Origin of the sequence: Methylobacterium sp. Leaf99 (assembly GCF_001422375.1) — a bacterium.
Classification (GTDB): Bacteria; Pseudomonadota; Alphaproteobacteria; order Rhizobiales; family Beijerinckiaceae; genus Methylobacterium.
The window spans coordinates 22,195-34,560 of sequence record NZ_LMMU01000010.1 but is presented as its reverse complement, the minus strand read 5'-3'; the positions used below and the strand labels follow the sequence as shown (position 1 = coordinate 34,560).

Annotated in this window: 11 protein-coding genes and 1 pseudogene; 4 read left to right on the top strand and 8 right to left on the bottom strand. The window is 69.2% G+C overall.

Annotated elements, in window-relative coordinates:
- A pseudogene (locus tag ASF28_RS23455) lies at positions 1-351 on the bottom strand (porin family protein); the annotation flags it as partial.
- Positions 352-822: 471 nt separating this feature from the next.
- Between ASF28_RS23455 and ASF28_RS18145 the strand changes: the two are divergent.
- From ASF28_RS18145 to ASF28_RS18135, 3 genes are all read left to right on the top strand, one after another.
- Positions 823-1,122 (top strand): hypothetical protein, encoded by a 300-nt coding sequence (locus ASF28_RS18145; RefSeq protein WP_056095973.1) that lies wholly within the window; start codon positions 823-825, stop codon positions 1,120-1,122.
- Positions 1,123-1,383: 261 nt separating this feature from the next.
- Positions 1,384-2,943 (top strand): DEAD/DEAH box helicase, encoded by a 1,560-nt coding sequence (locus ASF28_RS18140; RefSeq protein WP_056095971.1) that lies wholly within the window; start codon positions 1,384-1,386, stop codon positions 2,941-2,943.
- Between the two features lie 177 nt (positions 2,944-3,120).
- Complete coding sequence (locus ASF28_RS18135) at positions 3,121-4,176, top strand: GGDEF domain-containing protein (protein ID WP_056095968.1); 1,056 nt, start codon at positions 3,121-3,123, stop codon at positions 4,174-4,176.
- 14 nt (positions 4,177-4,190) lie between these two features.
- Here ASF28_RS18135 and ASF28_RS18130 read toward each other — a convergent pair whose 3' ends face one another.
- Complete coding sequence (locus ASF28_RS18130; RefSeq protein WP_056095965.1) at positions 4,191-4,568, bottom strand: HesB/IscA family protein; 378 nt, start codon at positions 4,566-4,568, stop codon at positions 4,191-4,193.
- Between the two features lie 145 nt (positions 4,569-4,713).
- Here ASF28_RS18130 and ASF28_RS18125 point away from each other — a divergent pair, with 145 nt between their 5' ends.
- Positions 4,714-5,310 carry a Uma2 family endonuclease gene (locus tag ASF28_RS18125; protein ID WP_056095961.1) on the top strand — a complete coding sequence of 199 codons (597 nt, stop codon included), beginning with the start codon at positions 4,714-4,716 and terminating at the stop codon, positions 5,308-5,310.
- 13 nt (positions 5,311-5,323) lie between these two features.
- On the opposite strand, the gene ASF28_RS18120 is transcribed toward ASF28_RS18125, so the two are convergent.
- The 6 genes from ASF28_RS18120 to ASF28_RS18095 all read right to left on the bottom strand — a co-directional run bounded on the left by ASF28_RS18120 (position 5,324) and on the right by ASF28_RS18095 (position 12,174).
- On the bottom strand, positions 5,324-5,704 hold the full coding sequence (locus ASF28_RS18120; RefSeq protein ID WP_056095958.1) for an SUF system Fe-S cluster assembly protein: 381 nt from the start codon (positions 5,702-5,704) through the stop codon (positions 5,324-5,326).
- A gap of 65 nt (positions 5,705-5,769) precedes the next feature.
- On the bottom strand, positions 5,770-7,014 hold the full coding sequence (locus tag ASF28_RS18115) for a cysteine desulfurase (protein WP_056095954.1): 1,245 nt from the start codon (positions 7,012-7,014) through the stop codon (positions 5,770-5,772).
- A 184-nt stretch (positions 7,015-7,198) separates the two neighbouring features.
- Positions 7,199-8,521, bottom strand: coding sequence for a Fe-S cluster assembly protein SufD (gene sufD, locus ASF28_RS18110; protein WP_056095952.1), 1,323 nt, complete (start codon positions 8,519-8,521; stop codon positions 7,199-7,201).
- Between the two features lie 2 nt (positions 8,522-8,523).
- Positions 8,524-9,276 carry a Fe-S cluster assembly ATPase SufC gene (sufC, locus tag ASF28_RS18105; RefSeq protein ID WP_056095949.1) on the bottom strand — a complete coding sequence of 251 codons (753 nt, stop codon included), beginning with the start codon at positions 9,274-9,276 and terminating at the stop codon, positions 8,524-8,526.
- Positions 9,277-9,479: 203 nt separating this feature from the next.
- Positions 9,480-10,949, bottom strand: a complete 1,470-nt coding sequence (sufB, locus tag ASF28_RS18100) for a Fe-S cluster assembly protein SufB (RefSeq protein WP_056095944.1) — start codon at positions 10,947-10,949, stop codon at positions 9,480-9,482.
- A gap of 70 nt (positions 10,950-11,019) precedes the next feature.
- Positions 11,020-12,174, bottom strand: a complete 1,155-nt coding sequence (locus tag ASF28_RS18095; protein ID WP_056095941.1) for a cysteine desulfurase family protein — start codon at positions 12,172-12,174, stop codon at positions 11,020-11,022.
- Positions 12,175-12,366: the final 192 nt, after the last annotated feature.

Genomic DNA, 12,366 nt, shown 5'->3' with positions numbered 1-12,366 from the left:
ATCGGCCTCGACGCCGACGACGAAGCCGGAGCCCGGGGTGAACTGATAGTTGTAGCCGATCTGACCACCGCCGACGAAGCCGTCGTTGGTGCTGCCGTTGCTGAAGGCGATCGCCTGGSTGGTGCCCGGACGGACCAGGGTGCTGGCGCCGTTGACGCCGATGACGGTGGGCGCGTTGTTGCTGGAGGCGTCGAAGCCGTAACCGGCGTTGAAACCGGCGTAGAAGCCCGTCCAGGTGAACACGGGGACCGGCACGAACACCGGCGGRGCGGCGCGGCGCGGAAGGTCGGCGGCCGAGGCGACGGCGGTCAGGCCGGCGAGGACGGTCGTGGCGAGAAGCAGTCTTTTCATCGGGGTACTCGGTTCTGGATTGGCGAAAGCCGGCGCGCTTGTAGTCCCTGGACGCCGCGAGGTCTGTCGCTTTCCTGCAACATGAGCATCGGATAGCCCAGCACATCTCAATGAAGGGTAAAGGTTAGCCGCAGGTCACCTCGCCTTCGAGCCGTCGGTGCCGTGGCGCACATTCACAGTTCCATAAGGATAGTGCCGCCGCATCTCGGGGCCGAAGGCATCGCGGTCTCTGCGGATCCTTCCCGCCGCCCCCTGTGGGGGTACGATTTTGCCGGAACCGGGCGTTCACCTGACGTTTTAATGCCGCCCCCCCCCCCCGCGGCCCGGCACGGCCCCGACGGAGGCGCCCCCGCCGCCGTCTCGGGGGAAGCAACGGTGATCGGGCGCCGCGTGAAGCTCTCTTAACCGTGATCGGGGAGGATCGACGCCGACCGGCCCGACCGGGCCACCACACCGACGATCGTCCCCGCCATGCTGCCTCCCGACCGCTTCATCGAGACGCCCCGGGGCGAGGCTCCGGCCCGGGAGCGGGAGGCGTCCGAGCCCCGGCGGCCCGGCACCCTGCTGCCCTGGACGATCAAGCTGTGCCTCGCCCTCGGCCTCGGCGCCCTCGGGGCGACGCAGTATCTCTCCCGTGCCGTCGAGGGCGGGGCCCTGCGCCAGCGCGAGGCCCGTGCGGTCCTGGTCGATCCCGAGACCACGGGCTCCATCGGCCCGGCCGCCGCCCGCACCACCCTCGACCCATGCACGGCCTCCGGCCTCAGGCGCTGAGATCGGGTTCAGGCGGCGAGGCCGCCGAAGCGGCGGTCCCGCGTCGCGAAGGCCTGCCGTGCGGCGGATACGATCCGCGGCGGCGGGATAAATCCACCCGCCGCACTCCGCTCGATTGACAAGCCGGCCCGGGGCTCTAAGTGTCCCCGCAACGCGTGTGCGCGGCGGGTCGTGTGTCGAAACCGCCCCTTGAAGCCGTCGCCGTGTCGATGCACTCCGCGCCGGTTGGTCCATTCCCGCGCGCAACGGTTCTCATAGAATATGTCTTTTGCCGACCTCGGATTGAGCGACAAGGTCCTGCAGGCCGTCACGGCGGCCGGGTACACGGAGCCGACGCCCATCCAGGCCCAGGCCATCCCCCACGTCCTGGCCCGGCGCGACGTGCTCGGCATCGCCCAGACCGGCACGGGCAAGACGGCGGCGTTCACCCTGCCGATGCTGACCCTGCTGGAGAACGGCCGAGCCCGCGCCCGCATGCCGCGCACGCTCATCCTCGAGCCGACCCGCGAACTCGCCGCCCAGGTGGTGGAGAATTTCGACCGCTACGGCGTGAACCACAAGCTCAACGTGGCGCTGATCATCGGCGGCGTGTCCTTCGCCGACCAGGATGCCAAGCTCATGCGCGGCACCGACGTGCTCATCGCCACGCCGGGCCGGCTCCTCGACCATTTCGAGCGCGGCAAGCTGCTGCTCACGGGCGTCGAGCTCCTCGTCATCGACGAGGCCGACCGGATGCTCGACATGGGCTTCATCCCCGACATCGAGCGCATCGTGAAAATGGTGCCGTTCACGCGCCAGACCCTGTTCTTCTCCGCCACCATGCCGCCGGAGATCGAGCGGCTGGCCGACATGTTCCTGCACACGCCCCAGCGGATCGAGGTGGCCCGGCCCGCCTCCACCGCCGAAACCATCGTGCAGAAGCTCGTGGCCACGGGCTCCGAGGGCCACGAGAAGCGCGACCTCCTGCGCCGGCTCATCCGGGGCGAGGCCGAGCTCAACAACGGCATCATCTTCTGCAACCGCAAGCGCGACGTGGCGCTCCTGCAGAAGTCGCTGGCGAGCCACGGCTTCAACGTCGCCGCGCTCCATGGCGACATGGACCAGCGCGCCCGCACCATCGCCCTCGACGGCTTCCGCTCCGGCGAGGTGCCGCTGCTGGTGGCCTCCGACGTCGCCGCGCGCGGCCTCGACATCCCGGCCGTGAGCCACGTCTTCAACTTCGACGTGCCCCACCACCCGGAGGACTACGTCCACCGCATCGGCCGCACGGGCCGCGCCGGCCGCGCCGGCCACGCCTTCACCCTGGTGACCCGCTCCGACGAGCGCTCGATCACCGCCATCGAGAGCCTCATCGGCCAGCCGATCCCCTGGGCCGAGGGCGACCTCGGCGCCCTGCCGGAGGCCGCGCCCGCGACGGTGAGCGAGGACGCGCCGACCCGGACGCGTCATCGCGGCAAGTCCGGGGAGACCCTGCGCCGGCGCGGCGCTGCCGAGCCCGCCCGTGACGCCGCCCGGTCCGAATCCCGCGCCGAGCCCCGCGCCCGCAGGGGCCGTAGGGGCAGCCCCGAGCGGGGGCCGTCCGCGGCGGTTGAGGTCGAGGCCGTCGCCGCCCCCGCACCCGCACCTGCACCCGCACGCTCCAGGGAGCCGGCGCCCGAACGGACGAGCGTGCCCGCGCGCACCGCCGAGCCGCGGCGCGAGGAGCGCCGGCCCGCCCCCCGGCGGCGCGGGGACGAGGATGACGGCGACACCCCCGTCGGCCTCGGCTCCCACGTACCGGCCTTCCTCCTGCGTCCGGCCGTGATCAAGACGCCGAAATAGGGGCGCCCGTCCGTCCGCTGCGGAAAGGGATCCGGGTCTTCGATGGGGTTCCGGATCTCTTATGGAGTTCTGGGCCTCTTAACGGCCTCTGCACGATCTGCCGACTAGGATGCGCCGTCGGCCGCGCGCCCCCGCCGGGGCGCGCGGTCCGGGAACGATCGCGTGGTTGGACGGAACATGGGCGGCAATCACGGAGACCGGGACCGGACCTTCGCGCTGGCGGAACGCGCCAACGTGCTGATGCGCGACTACGGCCCCTCGGCGACGCCGCGGGCCTACACGGTCTGGTACACCTACGTCTCCGGCCTCCAGCCCCTCCTGAACGACGCGGTCAAGCGCCTCACGGCCAAGGGTGCCCTGCTCGATTCCGACATCGACACCCTCTACGAGACCTATCTCGACGGGCAGCGCCTGGCGCACGCGGCCGAGCGCACGAGCAGCACCGTGCTCTCCGAGATCGAGGGCATCATGGAGGTGCTCGACCTGTCCCTGGGCTCCACGGCGCAGTACGGCGAATCCCTGCGCCTTCTCTCCGACGATCTCGGCGGCCAGGGCCTGGACCGCGCCCGGGTCCACGAGATCGTCGGCGCCCTGGTGGCGACCACCCGGGAGGTGACGGCCAACAACCGCACCCTCGAGGCGCGCATGCGCGAGAGCCGCAACGAGATCGAATCCCTGCGCGAGACCCTGGCGGCGACCCGCCTCGAGAGCCTCACGGACCCCCTCACCGGCCTGTCGAACCGCAAGCAGTTCGAGGAGAGCCTGCACGCCATGGTCGAGGAATCGGTGGCCGACCGGGCGCCGGCGAGCCTCATCGTCATCGATGTCGACTTCTTCAAGCGCTTCAACGACGTCTACGGCCACCTCACGGGCGACCAGGTCCTGCGCCTCGTCGCCCTGGTCATGCGCGAGCACATCACCGCCCGCGCCACCCTGGCGCGCTTCGGCGGCGAGGAATTCGGCATCCTCCTGCCGGGAACGGACCGGGCCGAGGCCTTCGCCCTGGCCGAGAAGGTCCGCGCCAGCGTGATGGGGCGCGACCTCGTCAAGCGCTCCACGGGGGAGTCCCTCGGCAAGGTCACCATCTCCCTCGGCATCGCCGTCTCGCGCTCCAGCGACACGGCCGTGTCGCTCCTGGAGCGGGCCGACCAGTGCATGTTCATGGCCAAGCGCGACGGCCGCAACCGCACCGTCGACGACAGCCAGAGCCTGCCGCTCTCCGACGTCGCCTGACGCCGGAGCCGGCCCTAAGCCGTGGCGCGGACGGCCTCGGGGTTCACGGGCGTGATCGCCACGGACTCGCCGCAGCCGCAGGCCGAGGTCTGGTTCGGGTTGTTGAACACGAACTGCGAGGCGAGCTTGGTCGCGGTGAAGTCCATCTGCGTGCCGAGCAGGAACAGCAGCGCCTTCGGGTCGACGAACACCTTGACCCCGCGATCCTCGACCATGTCCTCGCCGGGCTTCTGCCCGTCGGCGTATTCCATGGTGTAGGACATGCCGGCGCAGCCGCCGTTCTTCACGCCCACCCGCAGGCCCGCGATGGGACGGTCGGCATCGGCGATGATCGCCTTGATGCGCGTCGCCGCCGCGTCGGTGAGCGAGAGGACTTTGAAATTCGAAGCCATGGGGTCTCTCCGGCAGCCGGGTTCAAGGCCCGGGCGGTTGAGGATGATCGTGCGCGGTTAAGATAAGGATTGCGCGGGCCCGGGTCCACCACCGCTGCGCAGGAGCCGGTGCCGTATGGTAGGCTGTCCGGACGGAGGATTCACCATGGCCGATGCCGCCCGCCTCAGCATGACCCCCGAGGATTTCTTCGTCTGGCAGCGCGACCAGGACGAGCTGTACGAACTCGTCGACGGGCATCCGGTGCCGCGGCACCAGATGATGACCGGGGCCAGCATGCAGCACGACCGGGCGACCGTGAACATCATCGGCTCGCTGTACGCGCAGTTGCGCGGAAAGCCGTGCCGACCCACCACGGCCGACATCTCGATTCGCACCGGCATCCGGGGCCTGCGCCGGCCGGACGTGATGGTCGAGTGCGCGCCCCTGATGCCCGATACCTACGAGGCGCGCGAGCCCCGGCTCGTGGTCGAGGTCGCCTCGCCCTCGACGACCTCCATCGACCAGACCCGCAAGGTCGAGGAGTACAAGCGCCACCCGACGCTGGCCGCCATCCTCCTAGTCGAGACCGTGACGCCGCAGGCCCTGCTCTACCGGCGCGGTGCGGACGGCTGGGAGATCGAGACTTTCGAGGGACTGGAGGCCGTCATCGCCCTGCCCGACATCGGCGCGACCCTGGCGATGACCGACATCTATGACGGGCTCACCTTCCCGGCGCGCCGGGATCTCGCCAGCGAAGGCTGAGCGGGGCCGGCCGCTACCACATATCGAGGGCGACGCGGGCCTCGTCGGACATGCGGCTCTGGTCCCACGGCGGATCGAACACCATGGTGACGGCGCAGGCCTGGACCCCCGGCACCGCCGCCACCGCCGTTTCGACCCAGCCGGGCATCTCGCCGGCGACGGGGCAACCCGGAGCGGTCAGGGTCATGTCAATGGCCACCGTGCGGTCGTCGGCGATGTCGACCTTGTAGATCAGGCCGAGCTCGTAGATGTCGGCCGGGATTTCGGGATCGTAGACGCTTTTGAGCGCCGCCACGATGTCGTCGGTCAGGCGGTCGAGTTCCTCGGGCGGGATCGCCGAGGCGCTGGCGATGGCGGGGGTGTTGGCCCCGCCGGTGATGGCTGAATCGCTCATGGTACTGTCCTCGTGAGGGTCGCGGATCGTCGTCGATCCCCGCCGTCCACCGCCGGGATTCTGGATCAGGCGAACATCATCTCGGCCTTGGCCAGGGCCTCGGCGAGGACGTCGACTTCCGCATGGGTGTTATACAGTCCGAACGAGGCGCGACAGGTGGAGGTCGCGCCGAATCGGGTGAGCAGCGGCATGGCGCAATGGGTGCCGGCCCGGATGGCGACGCCGTGGCGGTCGATGACGGTGGCGATGTCGTGGGCGTGCGCACCCTTCATCTCGAACGCGATGACGCCGCCCTTGCCCTTGGCCGTGCCGATCATCCGCACGGAGTTCATCGCCCCGAGGCGCTCCTGCGCGTAGGCCAGGAGCGAGGCTTCGTGCGCCGCGATGTTCTCGCGGCCGAGCGTCATCATGAATTCCAGCGCCGCGCCGAGGCCCACCGCCTCGATGATGGCCGGGGTGCCGGCCTCGAACCGGTGCGGCGGATCGTTGTAGGTGATGGAATCCTGGCTGACCGTGCGGATCATCTCGCCGCCGCCCTGGTAGGGGGGCAGGCGCTCGAGCCAGTCCTTCTTGCCGTAGAGCACGCCGATGCCCGTCGGGCCGTAGACCTTGTGGCCGGTGAAGACGAAGAAGTCGCAATCGAGCGCCTTCACGTCGATGGGCCCATGGACCGCGCTCTGGGCCCCGTCGAGGAGCACCGGCACGCCGTGGGCGTGGGCGATCCGCACGATCTCGGCCGCCGGCGTCACCGTGCCGAGCACGTTCGACATGTGGGTGATCGCCACCATCTTCGTGCGCGGCGTGAAGAGTTTTTCGTACTCCTCGACGAGGAAGTTGCCTTCGTCATCGACGGGTGCCCACTTGATCACCGCACCGCGCCGTTCCCGCAAAAAGTGCCAGGGCACGATGTTGGAGTGGTGCTCCATGATCGAGAGGATGATCTCGTCCCCCTCCCCGATCTGGCCCATGAGACCCATGGACGAGGCCACGAGGTTGTAGGCCTCCGTGGCGTTGCGGGTGAAGATGATCTCGTCGGTGGACTCGGCGTTGAGGAACTGCCGCGTGGTCTCGCGCGCGCCCTCGAAGCCCTCGGTGGCGGCGTTCGCCATGAAGTGCAGCCCGCGATGGACGTTGGCGTAGCCCGTCTCCATGCAGCCCACCATGGCGTCGATCACCGCCCGCGGTTTCTGCGAGGAGGCCGCGTTGTCGAGATAGACCAGGGGCTTGCCGTAGACCTTTTGGGCGAGGATCGGGAATTCGGCCCGGATCGCCTGGACGTCGTAAGGAGCGGACTGGATGGGTGCGTTCATGTCTCGACTTTCCAAGAGGAGTCGGGTGACGAACCCACCCAGTTCCTCATCCTGAGGTGCCGTGAGGCAGCCGCGGAGGAGGGCTCCAGAACCCGCGGCGCTCCGACACCTCGGGACGAGGCCGTGGGGCGGGGCGGGCATCCGAAGGTCGGCCTCGCTTTCGAGGCCGACCTCCTGTTTGTCTTCAGCCGCGCGCCTTCAGCCACGCCTCGACGGTGCCGATCAAGGCGTCGCGCGCGCCCTCGTGGCCCACCGACTCGATGGCGGCCCCCAGGAACGCCTGGACCAGCAGGCTCTCGGCCTCCGCCTTCGGCAGGCCGCGCTGCATGAGGTAGAACAGCAGGTCGTCGTCGAGGGCGCCGCAGGTGGCGCCGTGGCCGCAGGCGACGTCGTCGGCGAAGATCTCGAGTTCGGGCTTGTTCATCATCTGGCCCTCGTCGGACAGGATGAGGCAGGCCGACATCATCTTGCCGTCGGTCTGCTGCGCCGCCTGCTGGACGATGATCTTGCCCTGGAACACGCCGGTGGCGGCTCCGTCGACTACGGTCTTGAACAGCTCGCGGCTGACCCCGCCGGTGGCGGCGTGGTCGGCGAGGAAGGTGGTGTCGGCGAGCTGCTTGCCGTTGAGCATGGCGGCGCCGTTGACCACCGCGCGGGCGTCGGCCCCGGCGAAGTTCAGGTAGACCTGATGGCGCGAGAGCACGGCGCCCACCACCACGTTGACGGTCTCGATGGCCGATTCGGCGCCGAGCCGGGCCGACAGGGTCGAGAGCGCCACGGCCTCGCGGCCCTCCGCGTTGAGGCGGGCATGCCGGAAGGTGGCGTGATCGCCGATGACCACGTCCACGGCGTCGTTGGGCTGGTAGGCGACGCCGTCCGGCCCCTCATGGCTCTCGAGGATCAGCGCCTCCGCCCCCTCCTCCAGCACCACGAGGACGCGGGTGGCGGTGGAATAGGCCTCCGATCCGGTGCCGACGAAGCGGAGATGCAGCGGCGTCTCGACCGTGACGCCGGCCGCGACGGTGATCAGCGCGCCATCCGCCAGGAAGGCGGTGTTGAGCTGATAGATCGCGTTTTCGGATGCCTGCTTCACCGGGGTGAGCTGGGCGAGGCGCGCATCCCCATCGGTCAGAGCTTGCGTGAGCGGCGTCACGGTGATGCCGGCCGGGATGCGGGTGAGGTCGGATTCGGCCTCGATGAGGTGGCCGTTGACGAAGGTGAGGCGCACGGCCTCGATCCCGGCAAAGCCCCTGGCCTCGGCGGATGCCGCCTTGGCGGTCTCGGCCGAGGGCATCTCGGCCGGATGGGCGGCGTCGCGGAAGGCGGAGCGGAGATCCGTGTACTTGAACGCCTCGACCCGCCGGGTCGGCAGGCCCACCGCCTCGAAATAGCGAAAGGCCTCCTCGCGGGCGATGGACACGCCCGTGGGGTACTTCATCTTCGTGGCTTCGAAGAGCTTGGTCAGGCCGGTCTCGGCCGCCGTGCGGAGCGGGGTGATGTCGGCCATGATCAGGCGGCCTCGCCCGTGCGGTACTCGGCGTAGCCGGAGGCTTCGAGGGCCTTGGCGAGATCCTTGTCGCCCGACTTCACGATCTGGCCCTGCGACATGACGTGGACCACGTCCGGCACGATGTAGTCGAGCAGGCGCTGGTAGTGGGTGATGACGAGGAACGAGCGGCCTTGCGCGCGCAGGGCATTCACGCCGCCGGAGACGACGCGCAGGGCATCGATGTCGAGGCCGGAATCGGTCTCGTCCAGCACGCAGAACTTCGGCTCCAGCAGGGCCATCTGCAGGATCTCCATGCGCTTCTTCTCGCCGCCGGAGAAGCCGACGTTGAGGGCGCGCTTGAGCATGTCCTTGTTGATCTCGAGCTTCTCGGCCGCCGCGTTCACCTTGCGGATGAAGTCGGGCGTCGAGAGTTCGCCCTCGCCCCGCGCCCGGCGCTGGGCGTTGAGCGTCGCCTTGAGGAAGGTCATGGTGCCGACGCCCGGGATCTCCAGGGGATACTGGAACGCCAGGAACACGCCGCTCGCGGCGCGCTCGTCGGGGCTCATCTCGAGGATGTTGACGCCGTCGAGCAGGATCTCGCCGTCGAGGACCTCGTAGTCCTCCTTGCCGGCGATGACGTAGGACAGGGTCGACTTGCCCGAGCCGTTCGGCCCCATGATGGCGGCGACCTCGCCGTCGTTCACCGTGAGGTTGAGGCCGTTGAGGATCTGCTTGTCCTCGATGGCGACGGTGAGGTTCTTGATTTCGATCATTGCAGCGTCGTCCTGAAATTCAATGCGTTTGGCCAGCGACCCTCCCCCTCTGCGGGGGAGGGTGCCTGCGGAGCAGGCGGGAGAGGGGCAGCGCGACGTCTCCGGAAAGGGCAGTGCTCCCCTCACCCGACCCGCTTCGCGGGCCACCCTCTCCCGCAGAGGGGAGAGGGCAGAAGTGCACGCTGGATCAGCGTAGGACCGCCCTACCCCACCGAGCCTTCGAGGCTGATGGAGATCAGCTTCTGGGCCTCGACGGCGAACTCCATCGGCAGCTGCTGCAGCACGTCGCGGACGAAGCCGTTGACGATGAGCGCGGTCGCCTCCTCGTTGGAAAGGCCGCGCTGCTGGCAGTAGAACATCTGGTCCTCGGAGATCTTCGAGGTGGTGGCCTCGTGCTCGAACTGCGCGGAGGAGTTCTTCGACTCGATGTACGGCACCGTGTGCGCGCCGCACTGGTCGCCGATGAGCAGCGAATCGCAGTTGGTGAAGTTGCGCGCCCCCGTGGCCTTGCGGTGGGCCGAGACGAGGCCCCGGTAGGTGTTCTGCGAGCGCCCGGCGGAAATCCCCTTCGAGATGATCCGGCTGGTGGTGTTCTTGCCGAGATGGATCATCTTGGTGCCGGAATCGACCTGCTGCATGCCGTTCGACACGGCGATGGAGTAGAACTCGCCCCGGGAATTGTCGCCGCGCAGGATGCAGGACGGGTACTTCCAGGTGATGGCCGAGCCGGTCTCGACCTGCGTCCACGAGATCTTCGAGTTGGCGCCGCGGCAATCGCCGCGCTTGGTGACGAAGTTGTAGATGCCGCCCTTGCCCTCGTTGTCGCCCGGGTACCAGTTCTGCACCGTCGAGTACTTGATCTCGGCGTCGTCGAGGGCGACGAGCTCGACCACGGCGGCGTGGAGCTGGTTGTCGTCGCGCTTCGGGGCGGTGCAGCCCTCGAGATACGAGACGTAGGAGCCCTTGTCGGCGATGATCAGGGTCCGCTCGAACTGACCGGTGTCACGCTCGTTGATGCGGAAATAGGTCGAGAGCTCCATCGGGCAGCGCACGCCCGGCGGGATGTAGACGAACGACCCGTCGGAGAAGACCGCCGAGTTCAGGGTCGCGAAGAAGTTGTCCGTCACCGGCACGACGGAGCCGAGGTACTTCTTGATGAGGTCCGGGTACTCGCGGATGGCCTCGGAGATCGGCATGAAGATCACGCCGGCCTTGGAAAGCTCCGCCTTGAACGTGGTGGCGACCGAGACGGAATCGAACACCGCATCGACGGCGACCCGGCGCTCGGGGGCGATGCCCTCCAGCACCTCGACCTCGCGCAGGGGAATGCCGAGTTTCTCGTAGGTCTTCAGGATTTCCGGATCGATCTCGTCCAGCGACATGGCGGCCGGGCGCTTCGGAGCCGCGTAGTAGTAGATGTCCTTGTAGTCGACCTTGTCGTAGGAGACCCGCGCCCAGTCGGGCTCCTGCATGGTCTGCCAGCGCTTGTAGGCGTCGAGGCGCCAGGCGAGCATCCACTCGGGCTCGTCCTTCTTGGCCGAGATGAAGCGGATCACGTCCTCGGAGATGCCCTTTTCGGACTTCTCCATCTCGATGGTGGTCTCGAACCCGTACTTGTACTGGTCCAGATCGATGGATCGGACCCGGTCGATGGTCTCCTGCACGGCAGGCATTGGCGTCTCCTGATCGACCCGGCGTCAAGGGCCGGGCGTGGTCGCGAGAAAGGATTTGGACGGGCCACCGTCAAGCGGCCCGGCCTCTCCGTCGATATAGGGTCTCGACGAGGCGTTCGCAGGCGGCGAGACAGCGCGTCCCGTCGCTTTCCGTACTGTTCCACCCGAAGCTGACGCGCAGGGCCCCCGCAGCCAAAGCAGGGCTGACGCCCATGGCGGCGAGGACGGGCGAGCGGGCGACCTTGCCCGAGGCGCAGGCCGACCCGGACGAGAGTGCGACCCCGGCGAGATCCAGCGCCATCAGGGCGGTGGCCGCGTCGAGGCCCGGAATGGCGAAGCTCAGGGTGTTGGGCAGGCGCGGCGCGCCGACGCCGAACACCACGAGGTCGGGCGCGAGGGCCCGCAGGCCCGCCGCCATGGCGTCGCGCAGGACCTCGTGGTGCGCGCCGAACCCGGCCATCTCGGCCGCCACCCCCATGCCGACGAGGCCCGGCAGGTTCTCGGTGCCGGCGCGCAGGCGCCCCTCCTGCCCGCCGCCGCGCAGGAGCGCCGGCTCCAGGGTGACGCCCGCGGCGAGGACCACGGCGCCGACGCCCCGGGGGGCGGCGAACTTGTGGCCCGAGAGGGTCAGGGCATCGAGGCCGAGGGCGGAAAAATCCAGGGGGATCTTGCCCACCGCCTGCACGGCGTCGGAGTGGACGAGGGCGCGGCCGTGGCCGCGCGCCAGGGCGACGATGTCGGCGAGCGGCTGGATCACGCCGGTCTCGTTGTTGGCGGCATGGACCGAGACGAGGACGCCCTCCCCCCGGTGCCGGTCGAGGGTTTCGGCAAGGGCGACGCGATCGATGACGCCATGCGCATCCACGGGGATCACCGTCACGGCATCGGCCGGGAAGCGATGGCCGGCGGCGACGCACGGATGCTCGGTGGCACCGATGATCAGCCGGGTCGGGGCCGCCTCGCCGGCCCGGCGCAGGCCGCCGGACAGGACGGCGTTGGCGGCCTCGGTGCCGCCGCTCGTGAAGACGACACGGCCGGCGCCGACACCGACGAGGCGGCCGACCTGCGCGCGCGCATGCTCCAGGGCCGCCCGCGCCGCCCGGCCCTCGGCATGGACCGAGGACGGGTTGCCGGACAGCCCCAGGGCCCGCGCCACGGCCGCAGCCACCTCGGGCCGAACCGGCGAGGTCGCGTTGTGGTCGAGATAGGCACGCGGCGAAGTCATGGAGCGAAAACCACTGGCGGTCTCAAGGTCGAGGACGACAAATCCTTGCTTTTGCCCCCCACGATCATGCTAAGGCGCCGAAGAACCCTATTCGACAGCCCGTCGTGCAAGGGGTGCACCCAAGGGACGCAACAACGCGAACGCAGCGACCCGGACGCGCCCGAACCGCTTGTTTAGAACAGTTCCAGTCCA